Origin of the sequence: Prescottella sp. D32 (assembly GCF_037287305.1) — a bacterium.
In the GTDB taxonomy this organism is placed as follows: Bacteria; Actinomycetota; Actinomycetes; order Mycobacteriales; family Mycobacteriaceae; genus Prescottella; species Prescottella equi.
On sequence record NZ_JARBSW010000002.1, the window covers coordinates 904,275 to 921,104 of the forward strand.

Below are 16,830 nucleotides of genomic sequence, written 5' to 3' on the forward strand. Positions count from 1 at the left end.
AGGGCCGGCCCGGAATCTTTCGGGCCGGCCCTCGGCGTACATCGGGTGGTTCAGTCCTCGGTCTGCGGGATCCAGCGCGCCTCGCGGATGCGCGCGGCCTTGTGCCGGCGTCGCGGCGCCATGATGCCGGGCAGGAGGAACGACAACATCTGGTCGATGCGCTCGTACAGATCCTCCCGTCCCGTGAGCACGTTGGAGACCATCTGCACGCCGGTGAAGGCACCGACGATGAAGCGGCCCAGCTCCTCCGGGACGACCGTGTCGACGATGTCGCCCTCCTCGATCCCGGCGCGCGCCACCAGCTCACAGGCATCGACCCAGTCCTCGTACGGCCTCTGTGGCCCGCCTTCGGCGCTCATCTCGAGGGTGAGCCGGATCCCGGCCCGCACGATCGTGTCCTCGAGCATCTGCCGGCCCATCTCGTAGCAGAGCATCACCAACTGGTCGAGTCCAGGCTCACCCGAGGAGGTGATCGCCTCGACGGCCTTCATCGAGATCGCGTGCTGCTCGTCGATGACCACACTCGCGAGGTCGTCCTTCGACTTGAAGTGGAAGTACAGCGCGCCCTTCGTGATACCGGACAACTCGACGATCTCGGCGAGGCTGGCCCGCTCGTATCCGACGCGGTCGAACATCTCCGCCGCACCGTTGACGATCTGCTGCCGCGTGATCACCGCCCGTTCCTGCCTGAGCATCAAGCCGCACCCTTCGTCTGACGTGTTCCGACGCAAAGCATCATTGCCGACGGAGGGGAATCCGACCAGAGTTATTTTCGACGAGCTCCTCTCGACCTGCCAATTCTTCGAGGTAGTGCGCGACACCGTCGTCGTCGTTGGAGGGCAGCACCCGGCCGGCGAGGGCTCGCACCTCGGGTATCGCGTTCGCGGGACACAGCGCGGTACCGGCCCACGTCAGCATCGGGATGTCGTTGACGGCGTCACCGATGACCGCCACCTCGCCGACCGCGATGCCTCTCGCCGCACACAGTCGCGCGAGCGCACTGGCCTTCGACACCCCGGTCGCCGCCATCTCGACGTACGGGGCACCCGAGTGCGTCAGTTCGACACCGTCCACCCCTGCCTCGACTGCGAGTCGGTACAGCTCGCGGCTGGGCACCTCCGGATGCCGGGCGACGATCTTGACCATCGGCTCCCCCACTCGCGGCAGTTGCTCCTCGAGAATCATCTCGTCGAGTGTCCGGTGGTGGTCAGCGTAGTCGCACAGGGCCGCGTACTCGGGTTCGGCCACGAACGTCGTCGGCCCGACGTTGGCGAACACCACGCCGGGTACGAGCGTGCGGACGCGGTCCATGGCGGCGAGCGCCTCGGCGACCTCGATCGAGACGGTGCCGGTGATCTCGGGCGTGCCGTCCGCGAGGTCCAGGGTGACCGCTCCGTTGGCGCAGATCGCCTCGCCGCGGAAACCGCACGACCGGGCCAGGGCGTCCACCGAGTGACGGGCCCGCGCCGTCGCCCACACCACCTCGATGCCGGCATCTCGCGCCGCAGCCATCGCCCGCGCCGTGCGCGGCGACACCGTCCGGTCGGACCGCAGCAGGGTGCCGTCGAGATCGGAGGCCACCAGTCTGATTCCCGTCACGTGTCGATGATCCCAGGCGGGCGATGCGGCGCGGCTGTGGCCTGGTGGCCAGTCGTGTCCGTGACCCCTCAACGCCCGAACACGGTGCCGCCGTTGAGGTGGATCACCTGAGCGTTCACCAGGCCCCCGGCCTCGCTGCACAACCACAGGATCGCCGCACCGACGTCGGCACCGGTACCGAGTCGGCCGATCGGAATCCCGCGGATCATCTTCTGCACGGCGGGATCGTCGGCGCGCCCCAGCCCCTCCATCAACCCCAGCGCCAACGCGTTGGCAGTGACGCCGTGCGGTCCGCATTCCACGCCGAGGTGTCGGATCAGCGCCTCCGAGCCCGCCTTCGCGGCGCCGTACGCCCCGACGCCGATCGGCAGTCCGCGGGACGACGCTCCCGAGGAGATCTGGACGATGCGGCCCCACCCGTTCTCGATCTGGCGGGGCAGCACCGCCTGCACGATGCGCATCGTCGCCGCCAGGTTGAGGTCGATCTGCAGTTGCCAGTCGGCGGGTGGCATGTCGACGAACTTGTTCGGCCGGCCGCCGCCGTCGGGGACGCCGGCGTTGTGGACGAGGACGTCGATGTCGCCGACCTGCTCAGTCGTCCGGGCGAGCGCGTCGGCGGTGGCGTCGACGTTCGTGACATCGAACGGGCAGGCCACCGCCTGTCCACCGGCCTCCGTGATCGTCTCGGCCACCGACTCGGCGCGATCGGCATGGAGATCGTTGACCGCCACCGTCGCTCCCGCGGCGGCCAGGACGCGCGCGATACCGGCCCCGACGCCCCGGCCGGCACCGGTCACCAGGGCAGTGCGACCGCCCAGCCCGAACTGTTCCACACCGAGGTCCATCGCGTCCTCCGTCCACTCCGACAGTGAGCACATGGTGACAGTCCGTCGTTCTCAACGGGTTCCGACTCCCGGCGACCGGGATGTACGGTGTGCAAACGAATTCCGTGGAATCGATCCACAGCGCCGCGTCGCTGTGTGATGCTCCGCGGATGACGGTCCGTTCCCCCGAAGAACTCGATGCGCTCGAGGACATCCGGCAGCTCAAGTACCGGTACTTCCGCACGCTCGACCTCAAACGCTGGGACGACTTCGCCGACGCACTCGCCGACGACGTCGTCGCCGAGTACGGAACGCACGCCTTGAGCAGACCGCTGGTGTTCGAGAGCCGCGACGCCCTGGTGGGCTTCATGCGGAAGGCGCTCACCCCTGCGGTCACCTCGGTGCACTTCGCCCATCACCCCGAGATCACGGTCGTGGGATCCACGGCGGAAGGGTCGTGGGCGTTCGAGGACACCGTGATCATCCCGGAGCATCGGTGCCTGATCCGCGGCGCGGGCTACTACCGGGACGGCTATCGCCGCGACGACGACGGCCGCTGGCGGATCACGCGCACGTCGTACGAGCGGATCTACGAGTCGATGATCTCGCTCGACGATGTCCCGAGTTTCGAGTTCCTCGCGCACATGTGGGCACAGCCGCCGGCGAAGGGCGCCTGACTTCCCTGCAGCGGACCTCGAACGCTCCTAGCCTGGATCCATGACCACTCCCGAGATCACCCTGAATTCCGGAACAGTCATCCCCCAACTCGGCCTGGGCGTATGGCAGGCCACCAACGACGAGACCGAGCACGCTGTCCGTTTCGCGCTCGACGACGCCGGCTACCGGCACATCGATACCGCCGCGGCATACGGCAACGAGGAGGGCGTCGGCCGCGGCATCGCGAAGTCGGCCGTGCCCCGCGACGAGGTCTTCGTCACCACCAAGCTGTGGAACTCCGACCAGGGCTACGAACCCACGCTGGCCGCGTTCGACACGAGCCTGTCGCGCCTCGGGCTCGACTACGTCGACCTCTACCTGGTGCACTGGCCGCTGCAGGACCAGGACACTCGTCTGCGCACATGGGACGCGATGGAGAAGATCGCCGAATCCGGGCGGGCCAAGGCGGTGGGGGTGTGCAATTTCGAACCGCACCACCTCCAGGAACTGGTCGACCGTGGTGGCCTGCTCCCGGCCGTCGACCAGGTGGAACTGCACCCGCATCTCCCCCAGCACGCCATTCGCGACTTCGCCGCCCTCCACGGAATCGCGGTCGAGTCGTGGAGTCCCCTCGGCGGCACCAGCAACTCCGGATGGGGGGACGCGTCCAAGCCCAACACGCTGCTCGACGACCCGGTCATCACCCGTATCGGCGACGCGCACGGCAAGTCCCCCGCGCAGGTTCTCATCCGATGGCACCTGCAGAACGACCTCATCGTGATTCCGAAGTCCGTGCACGACAATCGCATCGCGCAGAACATCGACGTGTTCGATTTCGAACTGACCGAACAGGACCTGACCGACATCGCGACCCTCGACGACGGCGTGCGCGTCGGGTTCCATCCGGACGAGATGAACCTGGGAGCGCCGAGCTAGGCCGATCGCGGAAGATTCGCGAAAACGCCGCGGCTGCCGCCCACTTCCCGGACGATGGTCCCGCACCCAGACCGGTTCGGGGAAGGACCAGACATGCGCGCTCGCCACCGCTTCGCCCTCGCCGCCGTCTCCGCCGCGGTGGCCCTCGGCCTGGCCCCGGGGGTCGCCGCAGCCACCCCGAGCGAGGGCGTCACCGGCGAGATCATCGCGCAGGCCACCGTCGGCGACCAGGACTACATCCTCCGGAAGGTCACGATCGCACCTGGCGGCACCACCGGCTGGCACTTCCACGACGGCATGTTGTACGGCATCGTCACGGAAGGCACGCTGACGCACTACAAGTCCGACTGCACCACCGACGGCATCTACAACGTCGGCGGCACCATCGTCGAACCGAGTGGACACGGCTACGTCCACATGGGCCGCAACCTCGGTCCGGCCCCGATGGTCCTGCACGTGCTCTACGTACTTCCGACGGGCAAGCCGATGTCGGAGGACGCACCCGCGCCGGGCTGCGCGTAGTCACCCGAGTCTGTCAGAGGGCTCCGCTACTATCGAAACTATGTTCGACTCCGTGGCGGCGGGCGAGACGGTGGACGCGGATGCGTCCGCCGCACTCGCCGAGCAGCACGCCCGAATCGCCCGCGAGCAGTTCCGCGAGATCGATTGGGTGACGACCCTGTTCGCAATCCGCTGCGAGGAGGATGCGCGAGCGGGACGGAACGAGGCGCGTCACGGCGAGTTCGCGCACGTCGAGGTCGCTGGCACCCTCGGCCTCACCGAATCCGCGGCACGACGCATGATCGATCTGGGGTGCGATCTGCGGTGGCGCCTGCACCAGGTCCGCGCCGAGTTCCAGGCCGGCCGGATCGACCTCGCGAAGGCTCATGCACTGTCCGAGGCACTGTCGAACGTCTCCGACGACAAGCTGGAGGACATCGAGCGCCGCCTGCTCGACGGCGCGGGCCGCTCGACCACCTCCAGACTCGAGGAGCGCGCCCGACGGCTGATCGCCCGACTAGACCCGGATGGCGCACGGGAACGACGACTCCGAGCCACCGACGACCGCGACGTCAGAGTAATCGCCGGTGACAACGCGATGTCGCATCTCGACGGTCTACTGCCCGCCGAAGGCGGCCGCATCCTCGCGATGCGACTCCGCGCGATGGCATTCGACGTCTGCGCACACGATCCACGTACGCAGGCCCAACGCCGCCGACCCTCCTCGGGTTCGACGACGCGCCCGGCTACCTGTCCGGATACGGGGCCATAGACGCCGACCTCGCCCGCGAACTCGCCGCGGATGCAACGTGGAAGCGGATCCTCATGCTGTCCGCAGCCGATCGGGCCGGACTGGCCGAGGGCTCACTCAGCGGACCGGTGCTCGGCAGCGGCCCACTCCTTCCGGCGCCGAAGCACTCTCCGCCGACGGTCACGGCGAGAACGCGAAAGCGATTGCAGGAAAGAACCTATCGGCCGAGTGGCCGATTGTCCGAGATCGTCCGCACGAGAGATGGTGTGTGCCGATTCCCGAACTGCGCCGCGGCGGCCGCCACCTGCGACCTCGACCACACGATTCCGTTCGACCACGATCACCCCGAGCGGGGCGGGCTCACCACCGAATCGAATCTTGCCTGCCTGTGTCGGACCCATCACCGACTCGAGACGCTCGGCTATTGGTCCGTCCGTCAGATCGGTGAAGGTCGTCTCGAATGGCTCGATCCCACCGGCCGGGCCACGATCACGCATCCACGCGGACCGTTCGCCGATCCGGAGATGCAGCCGGACCTGACGGCCGGACTCGACGACCGGCTCACGGCTCGACTCACCGATGCCCGTACCCTCGCGCGCCTCAACTACTCGACAGCCTGATCCCCGCACGCCATCGTCGACGGCCCGCCCCGCGCACATCCTGTCCGGTTGGGACCATCGACTACGACGGCGCCCCGCCGTTCTGAAACTGGGAAACATCCATCCAGGGAACGGGCAATCGATGTCGAAGGTCCGCCCGGTAATCTTCCCAACAAGTCGCCGACTGCGACCGAACAGTCGGTCGTTTCGGGAGGACCACGTGAAGACGTTCGGCCGCGCGGCCGCTGCCGCGATACTGACCACCCTCGCCCTGCTGCTGCCGGGCACCGCAGTCGCAGAGGTCATGACGGCTCCGGGCGCACCGAATTCCGGATCCGCGGCCGTCGAGATCCCCGGGGTCCCCTTCTACCTCCCCGGCACCCTGGACTCCCGCGACGCCCGCATCGTCTACCTTTACGGCGAACGAGAGATCGCTCGTGCCAACGACACTCAGAGGGCGATCGGGGTCCCGGCCGAGGTGCGCTCACGCGTCCTGTTCGAGATGCGCAATGCGCTGCGGACCTACACCCGAGTCGTCATGTCCGACCGGATCACCGCACTCGGTCTCGAGATCACCGACCCCAACATGACCTGGGAACAGATCACCGCCCGCTACCGCGCCCGCGGACTCGACGGGACTGCGCTGCACGAGGCGATCGCCGAGTCGGCCTCGAAGTCCCGCAAGGGCATCGACGAACAGTTCGGCCTCGACCCGGAGAACCTGCCGCCGCTGCCGGCGATGCGGCTCGCCCCTGCCGCCTGACGACCACTACCTGAGGACGGCGGTTCGCCCACGCGCGTCCCGTCGGGTACGTAGGGTGCCCGCTATGGGGGCTTCGAGAATCTGTGTGGGGGTATTGGCCGTCGGCGTGGCCGCGGGTTGCGGTTCGTCGGGCAGCACCGACGTCAACACTGCCGCGACCACGCCGAGGGCGGACATCGCGGGCTTGGTCGAACCGACCTGCCTGGCGGGCAATCTGCTCGCGGGTGCGGGCCTGGTGAGCGAAGCACCTCCGGCCCCGCAACCCACTGCCATTCCCCCCGATTTCGAGCCGGTCAGTGTCGTCACCTGCGAGAGATCTGACGGCACCGACGCGAACGTGACGTGGATCGAGCAACACCGGCAGGATGACCTGACCGCGGTGCTCGCCGGCTACGAACTGCCCACCGATGCCTTGAGGACGACGGAGATCAACGGCGTCGACGTACGGACCTGCCGCGTCGATCAGATGACTCCGCCGATCGTCTGGCTCGTCGACGCACAGGGTCTCGCGATGCGCCCCGCACTCCCCACCGGCGAGTGCGGCGAATACAAGTGGGACGCAATCACCGCGATCCACGCGCTGCCGGTCACCCAAACGATCGGCCACTTGATTCCGGTCGCCGCGCCGCCGCCGTGAATTTCACCGGCATCGCCTCGAGACCCGACACGAAGTTCGCGGGCCGCCGCGGCAACGGCTCGGACGTCGCGAGCGCGATGTCGGGCAGTCGCGCGAGGAGGCGCTCGAACATCATGGCGCCCTCCAGCCGCGCGAGCTGGTTGCCGAGGCAGAAGTGGGTGCCGAAACCGAAGGCCACGTGCGGGTTCGGCGACCGCCGAGTGTCGAAGCGATCCGGGGCATCGAACACCGTTTCGTCGAAGTTGGCGGACTCGAACAGCAGCAGCATCTTCTCGCCCTCGCGCAGGTCGGTGTCGAAGAATGTGGTGTCGCGGGTGACGGTGCGGGCCATGTTCTTGATCGGCGACACCCATCGCAGCATCTCCTCGACCGCGAGCGGGACGCCGGACGGGTCGGCTACCAGACGGTCGCGCTGATCCTCGTGCAGCATGAGCTGTTCCATGCCACCGCTGAGGACGTGCCGGGTGGTCTCGTCGCCGCCGATGAGGATCAGCAGCGATTCGTTGACGATCTCCTGGTCGTCGAGCCGCTGCCCGTCGATCTCGGCGTGCACGAGGATGCTGATGAGATCGTCGGCGGGTTCCTCGCGCCGCTCGGCGATGGTGCGGAAGGTGTACTCGTTGAAGGCGACGTACGCGTCCATCATGGCCTTCAGCTGTTCCTCGGTCGCGTTGCTGCCCAACGCCTTCACCAGGTCGTCCGACCACCGCAGGAACACGTCGCGTTCCTCGGGCCGGACGCCGAGCATGTCGCCGATCACCGCCATCGGCAGCGGTGCGGCCAGATCGGCGACGAAGTCGCACTCCCCCTTCTCGCACACCGCGTCGATCAGTTGGTCGCAGATCTCGCGGATCCGCCCGATCTTCGCCTCCACCTTCTTGCGGGTGAAGCCCGTGTTGACGAGGCGCCGGCGTTGCAGGTGCGCGGGATCGTCCATGTCGATCATCTGTGGCAGCGGACCGGTCTCCGGACGGATCCCACCCGCGTTGGAGAACAGGCCCGGGTCGCGCTCCGCGGCGATCAGCGCGGCGTACGACGCCGCGGCCGCCACCCCGTTCCGATCCCGAAACACCGGTTGATTGCTTCGCATCCACGCGTACGCCGCGCGCGGGTCGCCTTCGGTGCCCGCATAGAAGCGGCCGTCGAGCAGATCGGTGTCGTCCACGATCGTCATGCGCGTGCTCCTTCATCCGAACGGATGGACCGGAAAGCCTCGACAATCACCCAAACCTGCCCCGATAGTAGAACTTGTTCCTACGATCGGCGGGGTATCGGACACACGAGGGGAGACGTGATGGGTTCGGAGGCGGACGCCGGCGCATTCACCGGCAGATCGGTCCTGGTCACAGGCGGCGGAAGCGGCATCGGGTTCGGGATCGCGCAGGATCTCGTCGCGGCCGGCGCGCACGTGACGATCTGCGGCCGCAGCGCCGACAAGCTGACGACAGCAGCCGAGAAGATCGCGGCGACCGGCGCATTCGCATCCGGGGGGTCGGTCTCCACGGTCGCGGGCGACGTCACCGTCGAGAGCGACGTCGAAGGTGCCGTCGCGCGCGCGATCGAGACCACCGGACGCCTCGACGGCGTCGTCGCCTGTGCGGGCGGCAACGAGACCATCGCCCCCATCACGCAACTCGACGCCGACGCGTGGCGCCGAACCGTCGAACTCAACGTCACCGGCACGATGCTGACGATCAAGCACGGCGCCCGCGCGCTCGTCGCGGGCGGCGGTGGAGCGATCGTCGCGATCTCGTCGATCGCGTCCAGCAACACCCACCGCTGGTTCGGCGCCTACGGGGTGTCCAAATCGGGCGTCGACCACCTGGTGCAACTGGCCGCCGACGAGTTGGGCGCCAGCAACGTCCGCGTCAACGGCATCCGTCCCGGCCTCACCCGCACCGACCTGGTCGCGATGATCACCGACGGCGGCCCGATCCTGGACGACTATCTGGCGTGCACTCCCCTCGCCCGGGTCGGCGAGGTCGAGGACATCGCGGCGCTCGCACTGTTCCTGCTCGGCCCGCAGTCCACCTGGATCACCGGACAGGTCATCAACGTCGACGGCGGCCAGATGCTCCGGCGCGGACCCGACTTCACGTCGATGCTCGAACAGGTCTACGGCGCCGACGGACTACGAGGAGTGGTGTCGCAGTGAGTTCACATCAGGTGCTCGGCAAGCAGGTCGACATGCCGGTCGAGATCCGGACGGCGTCGGCGTTCATGGCGATGTACTCGGTCCCCACGAACGCCGCGCAGCGACTCGTCGACCATACGGGCCTCGAGATCCTGCAGTGGCGCGGCGGGCGCGGATTGTGCGGGCTGGTGTTCGTCGACTACATCGACGGCGACCTGGGCCCCTACAACGAATTCGGCGTCACGTTCATGGTGCGCGATCACGAGCAGCGCGGCTTCAACCACGTGCGACGGGATCTGCGTTCCCTGGCGCGCGGCAAGGCCGGCGCCCTCATCCACCAGCTCCCGGTCGACGGGGAGTTCACCCTCGCCGCCGGCCGCGGCATCTGGGGCTTCCCGAAGATCATGGCGGACTTCGAGGCCGACCACGTCAGCGACGTCCGCCGCGGCAGAGTCAGCCGGGACGGGCGCCTCATCGCGGAACTCACCGTCAAGCAGGGCATCCCGATGCCCGGACGCGGGACCAACACCTCGCTCGACGCCTACTCCCACCTCGACGGCGTCACCCGGCGCACCTCGTGGGACATGAACCCGCGCGGAGTCCGGACGCGATTGGGGGGAGCCGAATTGACCCTCGGGGACCACCCGATCGCCGACGAACTGCGATCGTTGGGGCTGCCCCGCCGCGCCCTGGCGACCACCACGATCCCGGACCTGCGGATGACTTTCGGGGACGCGTCGGCCGTCTGATTCCCCGAACCGCGCGGCGCGCCGGGCCTTGCGAATCCAGACCGCTTGGTGTGTGCTGGAGACTTGGACGCTTGCTCAAGTTCGATTCTCCACTTCGCGCAAAGGATTACGTCGTGACGATCAGTCGACGCAGCGTGCTGGCCGGAGCCGCGGCCGCACCGGCGCTCGCAGCCATTGCCAGCTCGACCGCTTCAGCTCAGCCTCGCTCGGCCACCGCCCCGGCCCACCGAGCCGCGCCCGATCGCGGGTTCCGGGTCGGAGTCGGCCTGTCCGACATGACCGGCCCGGTCGCCGAGAACGGCATGATGGGCTACTCGCAGTTCGACCAGCGCGCCGAGGGCCTGCACCAGCGAACCCGGGTGCGCGCCTATGTCTTCGCCGATGCCGACGACAACCGCGTCGTCTACACCTGCGCCGACACGTGCATGGTGTTCCAGGCCGTGCACGACGCCGTGCTCGCCCGGCTCGCCGCCCGGTTCGGCAACCTGTACACCGAGAAGAACGTGATGCTCACGGCGGTGCACTCGCACGCGGCGTGCGGCGGCGCGTCGCAGGACTACGCGTACAGCCTCGCGACGCTGGGCTTCCAGCCGCAGGTGTTCGACGCCGAGGTCGACGGCGTCGTGGAGGCCATCGTCGCGGCGCACGACAACCTCGCGGCCGGCACCGTCGCGTACGGGCGCAGCGAACTGAAGGACGCGAGCGTGAACCGGTCGAGGGCGGCCTTCGATCGGAACCCGCAAGGCGACAAGGACTACTACCCGCTCGGCATCGACACCTCGATGCGGGTGCTCCGGATCAGCCAGGGCGGCGACAACGTCGGCGGCATCGGCTGGTTCCCTACCCACGGCGCGTCGCTGACCAACAAGAACCACCTGATCTCGGGCGACAACAAGGGCGCCGCCGCGTATTTCTGGGAGCACGATGTCGCCGGGGTGCGCTACCTCGACGGCAAGCCCGGGTTCGTCGCGTGTTTCCCGCAGACCAACACCGGCGACATGTCCCCCAACCTGGATCTGAAGCCCGGCCACGGTCCCACCGCCGACGAATTCGAGAACACCCGGATCATCGGCGAGCGGCAGGTGGCTGCCGCCCGCGAGGCGTTCAGGAAGGCCACGCCGCTGGCATCGACCGCGGTGGACAGCCGAATCATGTACCTGGACATGGCGAACCAGGTGGTGGACGGCAAGTACACCTCCGACGGCCAGGTCCGTCGCACCTCCCCGGCCTGTGTGGGCGCGGCGATGGCGGCCGGCAGCACCGAGGACGGCCCGGCGATCGAGATCTTCACCGAGGGCACTCGCAACCCGATGATCGACGCGCTCGGCGGCATCGACACCCCCACCCCGCAGTGGCTGTCCGACGCACAGGCCCCCAAGCTGGTGCTGGTGCCCGTGGGCCTGCTGCCCCCGGACGGCTGGGTGCCGCACGTGCTGAAGATCCAGATCATCCGCATCGGTGACGTCTACGTCGTCGGCGGCCCGGCGGAGTTCACGATCGTCTCGGGCCTGCGGATCCGCCGCACCGTCGCCGAGGAACTGGGTGTCCCGCTCGAGAACGTCATCTTCAACGGCTACGCCAACGCGTACTCGAGCTACTGCACCACGCCCGAGGAGTACGACGCCCAGCAGTACGAGGGAGGCTCGACGCTGTTCGGCCGCAACACTCTTCCCGCGTACCAGCAGGGTTTCGCGGCCCTCGCGGCAGCGATGAAGGCGGGGGCCGACGTCCCGCGCGGCCCGGCGCCGCGCGATCTGTCCGGCTTCCAGCCCGGCTTCGGACGCGAGTTCCCCTTCGACGCACCGCTACCCGGCCGCGACTTCGGCGACGTCGTCGTGCAGCCCGCGGGCAGCGTCGGCGCCGGCGAGCAGGTGGCCGTCGAGTTCGTCACCGGCCACCCCAAGAACGACCTGCACCGTCGTGGAACGTATTTCGAGGTGCAACGGCGCGACGGCGACCGGTGGACCCGGCACGCGGACGACGGCGACTGGGCCACCAAGTACCGCTGGCGCCGGGAGGGCCTCAATGCCTCCGTCGCACGCATCACGTGGGACGTGCCCACCGGCACGCCGTCGGGCACCTACCGCATCCAGCACTTCGGCAACTGGAAGAACCCGGAGGGCGCGGTGTTCGCCTTCACCGGAACCTCGGCGGAGTTCACCGTCCGCTAGCTCCCTCACCGGCTGAAGGGTCCCTTCGTACGCTCACAGCGCACGAAGGGACCCTTCAGCCGTTCGGGGTCTCGAGAATCTCCTTGGCGTTCTCCAGGTTTCCCCGTACGTCTCGCGCGTACAGCTTCTGCACGATGGCATCGGCGAACTTGAAGAGACCGGAGCCGGTCTCGCCCTCCTGCAGAAACGTCACCTTGGTGGCGCCGTCGCCGTCGCTGTCGAAATCCAGCTCACGCGTGTACCCGATCTTCGACTCCCGCGAGGCGAAGCCGATCCGCTTGTTCTTCTCGTACGCGGTGATCTCCTCCGTGGCGTGAACCTTCGCGCCTGCAACCCGTGCGTCGAGCGATGCCACCGAGCCGACCTGGTCGGGCGCGCCCGAGAGCATCTTGTACTCGCTGATGTTGGTTCCCCACTCCAGCGCGTGCACGGGATCGGTGAAGTACTCGAACACCTCGGGAAGCGGACGATTGATGACGACGGATTCGTCCGTCCGCAGCGTCTTGGCCATGAATCTCACATCCTCGACTCGCGACAATGGTCGACGCGTCACGCATGAGTTTGGCGCACCCGCGCCGATGGACTGCTCGCGCAGTCGCTTTCAGGATCCACAACACGGCATCCGCACGAGCATTACTTTCGATCCTAGTCCGGCATCCTGCGGTTTTGAAGGGCCCCGAACAGACGAAGGGTCCCTTCACGCGCTGTCAGCGCACGAAGGGACCCTTCAGCCCTTTTTCCTCCCCCGGGGCAAGCTTGCTACAGCCAGGTGTCCTCGCTGGCGGTGGTGAGGAACGCCTCGAGATCGTCCCGCCACTTCGCCGGCACGGTCTTGTCCGGTTCGATGCCGGTGTACTGGCCGCGATAGAACAGTAGCGGCCGTTCGGTCTTGATCTCGCTCATCGAATGCACGCGCCCGAACACCACGTAGTGGTCACCACCGTCGTGCACGGTCTCGACCGTGCAGTCGATGTGCGCGAGCGATCCGGTGAGGATCGGCGAACCCAACGGCGATGGAGTCCAGTCGATTCCGGCGAACTTGTCGGGCTCTCGGGATCCGAACCGGGCGCACGTCGACTGCTGTTCCTCGGCGAGCACGTTGACGGCGAAGCGGCCGGAGCGCTCGATCGCCGCCCACGAGCGCGACGCCTTGGTGGGACAGAACAGCACGAGCGGCGGATCGAGCGACAGCGCCGCGAACGACTGGCAGGCGAACCCGACCGGGGCGTCGTCGTCGATCGTGGTGATGATCGTGACGCCGGTGCAGAACTGGCCGAGCACGGTGCGGAACTGGCGCGGATCGATCTCCGCGCCGGTCCCCGCACCAGCCGTCTCGTGCGCGGACATTACTTGAACCCCACCGTGAAGTCGTGACCCCACAGGCTCACGGCGGTGCTCTCCTTGGCGATCCACGTGTCGTCCTCGACCTCGAGGCCCTCGCAACCGAATTCGACGTCGAATCCGCCCGGCGTCTTCATGTAGAACGACAGCATCAGGTCGTTGACGTGGCGGCCCAGCGTCGCCGACATCTTCACGTTCTTGCGGAGCGCGCGATCGAGGCAGAGCCCGACGTCGTCGGAGTTCTCGACCTCGACCATCAGATGCACGATGCCGGAGGGGTTCGGCAGGGGCGCGAACGCGAGGCTGTGGTGGCGCGGGTTGCAGCCCAGGAAGCGCAGCCACGCCGGGTCCCCGTCCGCCGGACGCCCCACGACCTGCGGAGGCAGGCGCATCGAGTCGCGCAGCTTGAATCCGAGCACGTCACGGTAGAACTCGAGATCCGCGGCGTCGTCCTTGGTTGCGAGCACGACGTGCCCGAGCCCCTGCTCGCCGGTGACGAACTTGTGCCCGTACGGACTCACGATGCGGCGGTGCTGCAGGGCGATCGTGTGGAAGATCTCCAGGCGCGACCCCGAAGCGTCCCGGCACTTGACGAACTCCACGACGTTGCGTTCGGCCGCCTCCTCCTTGGTGCCCTCCTCAAACTCCCAGTCGGCCTTGGCAAGGCGCTCACGGATCTCCTGCAGCCCTTCGGCGTTCGCGCACTCCCAGCCGGTGGCGTACAGGCCGTCGCGTTCACCGGGAACGATGACCAGGCGCGCCGGGTAGTCGTCCATGCGCAGGTACAGGTTGTCGGGATTGGAGCCCTTGCCCTCGCTCATGCCGAGCACCTTGAGCCCGTACTCGCGCCACGCGGCCATGTCGGTCGCCTCGATGCGCAGGTACGCCAGCGAACGGATACTCATCACTTACCCCCTTCTCGGCCGGAGCCTCGGGCGATGTCACTGTCGAGCAGGAAGTCGCTCGCGAGCCGGTTGAACTCGTCGAACTTCTCGAGCTGCGCCCAGTGCCCGCAGCCGCCGAAGACGTGCAGTTGGACCCGCGGAATCATCTTGAGCGCCACCAGCGCACCGTCGATCGGGTTGACGCGATCCTCGCGACCCCAGATCAACAACACCCGCTGACGCAGCTTGTAGGCGTCGCGCCACAACATTCCGAGCTCGAACTCCGAACTCGAGAACGACCTACCCATCGCCTTGGCGGCCGCCAGCGACTCGGGCGCACTGGCGGCGGCGAACCGCTCGTCGATCAGCTCGTCGGTGATGAGCTTCTGGTCGAACACCATGATGCGCAGGAACGCCTCGAGGTTCTCCCGCGTGGGCTGGTACGCGAACTTGCCGAGGTTCCGGACGCCCTCGGTGGGGTCCGGCGCGAACAGGTTGACGCTGAGGCCGCCGGGACCCATCAGCACCAGTCGGCCGGCGCGCTCCGGGTAGTCCAGCGCGAACCGCACCGCAGCGCCGCCCCCGAGCGAATTACCCAGCAGGTGAACGCGATCGGTGATGCCGATCGTGTCGAGCAGATCCTTGAGTGCGGACGCGCTGTGGCGGAAGTACTGCGGGTGCTCGGTGGGCTTGTCGGACCGGCCGTAGCCGGGCTGGTCCACCGCGATCACATGGAACTGCTCCGCGAGAACGGGAATGTTCTTCGCAAAGTTGGACCACGACGACGCGCCGGGTCCGCCGCCGTGCAGCAGCACGATCGTGGGGCCGTTGCCGACGCCGGCCTCGTGGTAGTGCAACTTCAGGTCGTCGCGGACCTGCGCGAAACGGGACGTCGACTCGTACGTGAGCTCTTCGGTTGCCGTCATGTACCCGCCCCTAGACCATCGTGTCGGTGAGCGGCAGGCCGAACTCGGCGCCACCGAACATCACGTACGCGCGCTCGGCATCGTTTGCGGCGTGCACGCGGCCGGCGTGCGCGTCGCGCCAGAAGCGCTGGATGGGAGTGCCGTTCGCGAGCGCCGTGGCTCCCGAGTTCTCGAACAGCAGGTCGATCGAGGCGATGGCACGACCGGTCGCGCGGACCTGGTCGCGGCGGGCGCGCAGGCGCAGTTCCATGGGCACCTCCTCGCCGGCGAGCAGATGCGCGTACTCGTCGGCGACGTTGCCGGACAGCTGACGCCACGCGGCGTCGATGTCGCTGGACGCCTCGGCGATCCGGATCTTCGCGAACGGGTCGTCCTTGGCCTTCTCGCCGGCGTAGGCCGCGCGGACACGCTTGCCCTGGTGCTCGACGTGGGCCTCGTAGGCGCCGTACGCCATGCCGACGATCGGGCTGGAGATGGTGGTGGGATGGATGGTGCCCCACGGCATCTTGTAGACCGGTGCGGTGTTCTGCTGCAGGCCCGGCGCCGTCAGGTCACTCATCGCCTTGAAGCTCAGGAAGCGGTGACGCGGGACGAAGACGTCCTTGACGACGACGGTGTTGCTACCGGTGCCCTTGAGGCCGACGACGTTCCAGACGTCGTCGATCTCGTAGTCCTCACGGGGAATGAGGAAGCTGCCGAAGTCGACGGGGCGGCCGTCCTTGATGACCGGTCCACCGACGACGACCCACGACGCATGGTCGCAGCCCGAGGACCATGCCCAGGCGCCGTTGACCTTGTAGCCGCCCTCGATCGCCTCGCCCGCGCCCATCGGCGCGTACGACGACGAGATCCGGACGTCGGTGTCCTTGCCCCACACGTCTTCCTGCGCCTGCTGGTCGAACAGGGCGAGGTGCCAGTTGTGGATGCCGAGGATACCGGCGACCCATCCGGTGGAGCCGCAGGCGCTCGCGATGTTGCGGACCGCGGTGTAGAAGGTGACGGGATCGGACTCGAGACCGCCCCACTGCTTCGGCTGCACCAACCGGAAGAAGCCGGTCTCCTGGAGCGCCTTGATGGACTCGTCGGGGATGCGGCGCAGATCCTCGGTCTCCTGCGCGCGTTCACGCAGCACCGGCAGTAGCGCGTCGATCCGCTGCATCACCTCGTGGCTGTCATGGTCACCCACTGGACGCTCCCGTCTGTAATTCGATGTTGACTTGCCCTGAGACTAGAACACGTTCTCTTCCATGTCGAGAAAACGGCAATTCCACTGGTCATACGAAGTCTTTGCCGATCACAAGCACCTGAAATCTAGCGAAATCCGTCGAAGTTCTATAACGTGTTCTAGCAACAGCTAG

At 67.6% G+C, this 16,830-nt stretch carries 19 protein-coding genes; 10 read left to right on the plus strand and 9 right to left on the minus strand.

Going from position 1 to position 16,830, the window contains the following annotated elements:
* Positions 1–50 precede the first annotated feature (50 nt).
* From PSS76_RS13840 to PSS76_RS13850, 3 genes are all read right to left on the minus strand, one after another.
* Entirely contained in the window at positions 51–695 is a 645-nt protein-coding gene (locus PSS76_RS13840) for a ScbR family autoregulator-binding transcription factor (RefSeq protein ID WP_005515586.1), read from the minus strand.
* Between the two features lie 40 nt (positions 696–735).
* On the minus strand, positions 736–1,599 hold the full coding sequence (locus PSS76_RS13845) for an HAD family hydrolase (protein WP_064059632.1): 864 nt from the start codon (positions 1,597–1,599) through the stop codon (positions 736–738).
* Positions 1,600–1,667: 68 nt separating this feature from the next.
* Positions 1,668–2,477, minus strand: a complete 810-nt coding sequence (locus tag PSS76_RS13850) for an SDR family NAD(P)-dependent oxidoreductase (protein WP_069856294.1) — start codon at positions 2,475–2,477, stop codon at positions 1,668–1,670.
* Between the two features lie 116 nt (positions 2,478–2,593).
* On the opposite strand from PSS76_RS13850, the gene PSS76_RS13855 reads away from it, so the two are divergent.
* From PSS76_RS13855 to PSS76_RS13885, 7 genes are all read left to right on the plus strand, one after another.
* Positions 2,594–3,100, plus strand: coding sequence for a nuclear transport factor 2 family protein (locus tag PSS76_RS13855; protein ID WP_037084619.1), 507 nt, complete (start codon positions 2,594–2,596; stop codon positions 3,098–3,100).
* Positions 3,101–3,140: 40 nt separating this feature from the next.
* Positions 3,141–4,016: an aldo/keto reductase gene (locus PSS76_RS13860; protein WP_013414854.1), complete on the plus strand. Its 876-nt coding sequence runs from the start codon at positions 3,141–3,143 to the stop codon at positions 4,014–4,016.
* Between the two features lie 93 nt (positions 4,017–4,109).
* The gene (locus tag PSS76_RS13865; RefSeq protein WP_005515594.1) at positions 4,110–4,538 is read left to right on the plus strand and encodes a cupin domain-containing protein; all 429 of its coding nucleotides are present in this window, start codon (positions 4,110–4,112) and stop codon (positions 4,536–4,538) included.
* A 40-nt stretch (positions 4,539–4,578) separates the two neighbouring features.
* Entirely contained in the window at positions 4,579–5,289 is a 711-nt protein-coding gene (locus tag PSS76_RS13870) for a DUF222 domain-containing protein (RefSeq protein WP_069856295.1), read from the plus strand.
* 245 nt (positions 5,290–5,534) lie between these two features.
* Positions 5,535–5,888, plus strand: a complete 354-nt coding sequence (locus PSS76_RS13875; RefSeq protein WP_064077756.1) for an HNH endonuclease signature motif containing protein — start codon at positions 5,535–5,537, stop codon at positions 5,886–5,888.
* A gap of 199 nt (positions 5,889–6,087) precedes the next feature.
* Positions 6,088–6,630: a hypothetical protein gene (locus PSS76_RS13880; RefSeq protein WP_069856296.1), complete on the plus strand. Its 543-nt coding sequence runs from the start codon at positions 6,088–6,090 to the stop codon at positions 6,628–6,630.
* 85 nt (positions 6,631–6,715) lie between these two features.
* Positions 6,716–7,267, plus strand: coding sequence for a hypothetical protein (locus PSS76_RS13885; RefSeq protein WP_337456287.1), 552 nt, complete (start codon positions 6,716–6,718; stop codon positions 7,265–7,267).
* Here the strand turns inward: PSS76_RS13885 and PSS76_RS13890 are convergent.
* Complete coding sequence (locus tag PSS76_RS13890; RefSeq protein ID WP_069856298.1) at positions 7,218–8,441, minus strand: cytochrome P450; 1,224 nt, start codon at positions 8,439–8,441, stop codon at positions 7,218–7,220. The two genes, PSS76_RS13885 and PSS76_RS13890, sit on opposite strands and share 50 nt — an antisense overlap.
* Before the next feature lie 120 nt (positions 8,442–8,561).
* Here PSS76_RS13890 and PSS76_RS13895 point away from each other — a divergent pair, with 120 nt between their 5' ends.
* The 3 genes from PSS76_RS13895 (at position 8,562) to PSS76_RS13905 (ending at position 12,321) form a co-directional block, all read left to right on the plus strand.
* Positions 8,562–9,422 carry an SDR family oxidoreductase gene (locus PSS76_RS13895; protein WP_005515598.1) on the plus strand — a complete coding sequence of 287 codons (861 nt, stop codon included), beginning with the start codon at positions 8,562–8,564 and terminating at the stop codon, positions 9,420–9,422.
* Positions 9,419–10,150: an acetoacetate decarboxylase family protein gene (locus PSS76_RS13900; RefSeq protein ID WP_064078782.1), complete on the plus strand. Its 732-nt coding sequence runs from the start codon at positions 9,419–9,421 to the stop codon at positions 10,148–10,150. The genes PSS76_RS13895 and PSS76_RS13900 overlap by 4 nt, the downstream gene beginning before the upstream one ends.
* 113 nt (positions 10,151–10,263) lie before the next feature.
* Positions 10,264–12,321: a neutral/alkaline ceramidase gene (locus PSS76_RS13905; protein ID WP_064078781.1), complete on the plus strand. Its 2,058-nt coding sequence runs from the start codon at positions 10,264–10,266 to the stop codon at positions 12,319–12,321.
* A gap of 55 nt (positions 12,322–12,376) precedes the next feature.
* On the opposite strand, the gene PSS76_RS13910 is transcribed toward PSS76_RS13905, so the two are convergent.
* The 5 genes from PSS76_RS13910 to hsaA form a co-directional block, all read right to left on the minus strand.
* Positions 12,377–12,832: an SRPBCC family protein gene (locus PSS76_RS13910; RefSeq protein WP_064078780.1), complete on the minus strand. Its 456-nt coding sequence runs from the start codon at positions 12,830–12,832 to the stop codon at positions 12,377–12,379.
* Between the two features lie 248 nt (positions 12,833–13,080).
* Positions 13,081–13,668, minus strand: coding sequence for a 3-hydroxy-9,10-secoandrosta-1,3,5(10)-triene-9,17-dione monooxygenase reductase subunit (gene hsaB, locus PSS76_RS13915; protein ID WP_005515604.1), 588 nt, complete (start codon positions 13,666–13,668; stop codon positions 13,081–13,083).
* Positions 13,668–14,567 (minus strand): iron-dependent extradiol dioxygenase HsaC, encoded by a 900-nt coding sequence (gene hsaC / locus PSS76_RS13920; protein WP_337456268.1) that lies wholly within the window; start codon positions 14,565–14,567, stop codon positions 13,668–13,670. The genes hsaB and hsaC overlap by 1 nt, the downstream gene beginning before the upstream one ends.
* Complete coding sequence (hsaD, locus tag PSS76_RS13925; protein WP_286461108.1) at positions 14,567–15,472, minus strand: 4,5:9,10-diseco-3-hydroxy-5,9,17-trioxoandrosta-1(10),2-diene-4-oate hydrolase; 906 nt, start codon at positions 15,470–15,472, stop codon at positions 14,567–14,569. The genes hsaC and hsaD overlap by 1 nt, the downstream gene beginning before the upstream one ends.
* 10 nt (positions 15,473–15,482) lie before the next feature.
* Complete coding sequence (gene hsaA / locus PSS76_RS13930) at positions 15,483–16,631, minus strand: 3-hydroxy-9,10-secoandrosta-1,3,5(10)-triene-9,17-dione monooxygenase oxygenase subunit (protein ID WP_172504621.1); 1,149 nt, start codon at positions 16,629–16,631, stop codon at positions 15,483–15,485.
* Positions 16,632–16,830 lie beyond the last annotated feature (199 nt).

What these genes read in the sequence shown, in the direction of transcription:
- PSS76_RS13870 (WP_069856295.1), top strand. Translation starts at nt 4,579, where the DNA reads ATGTTCGACTCCGTGGCGGCGGGCGAGACGGTGGACGCGGATGCGTCC.
- PSS76_RS13850 (WP_069856294.1), bottom strand. Translation starts at nt 2,477, where the DNA reads ATGTGCTCACTGTCGGAGTGGACGGAGGACGCGATGGACCTCGGTGTG.
- hsaA (WP_172504621.1), bottom strand. Translation starts at nt 16,631, where the DNA reads ATGCAGCGGATCGACGCGCTACTGCCGGTGCTGCGTGAACGCGCGCAG.
- PSS76_RS13855 (WP_037084619.1), top strand. Translation starts at nt 2,594, where the DNA reads ATGACGGTCCGTTCCCCCGAAGAACTCGATGCGCTCGAGGACATCCGG.
- PSS76_RS13890 (WP_069856298.1), bottom strand. Translation starts at nt 8,441, where the DNA reads ATGACGATCGTGGACGACACCGATCTGCTCGACGGCCGCTTCTATGCG.
- hsaD (WP_286461108.1), bottom strand. Translation starts at nt 15,472, where the DNA reads ATGACGGCAACCGAAGAGCTCACGTACGAGTCGACGTCCCGTTTCGCG.
- PSS76_RS13860 (WP_013414854.1), top strand. Translation starts at nt 3,141, where the DNA reads ATGACCACTCCCGAGATCACCCTGAATTCCGGAACAGTCATCCCCCAA.
- PSS76_RS13840 (WP_005515586.1), bottom strand. Translation starts at nt 695, where the DNA reads ATGCTCAGGCAGGAACGGGCGGTGATCACGCGGCAGCAGATCGTCAAC.
- hsaC (WP_337456268.1), bottom strand. Translation starts at nt 14,567, where the DNA reads ATGAGTATCCGTTCGCTGGCGTACCTGCGCATCGAGGCGACCGACATG.
- PSS76_RS13865 (WP_005515594.1), top strand. Translation starts at nt 4,110, where the DNA reads ATGCGCGCTCGCCACCGCTTCGCCCTCGCCGCCGTCTCCGCCGCGGTG.
- PSS76_RS13910 (WP_064078780.1), bottom strand. Translation starts at nt 12,832, where the DNA reads ATGGCCAAGACGCTGCGGACGGACGAATCCGTCGTCATCAATCGTCCG.
- PSS76_RS13895 (WP_005515598.1), top strand. Translation starts at nt 8,562, where the DNA reads ATGGGTTCGGAGGCGGACGCCGGCGCATTCACCGGCAGATCGGTCCTG.
- hsaB (WP_005515604.1), bottom strand. Translation starts at nt 13,668, where the DNA reads ATGTCCGCGCACGAGACGGCTGGTGCGGGGACCGGCGCGGAGATCGAT.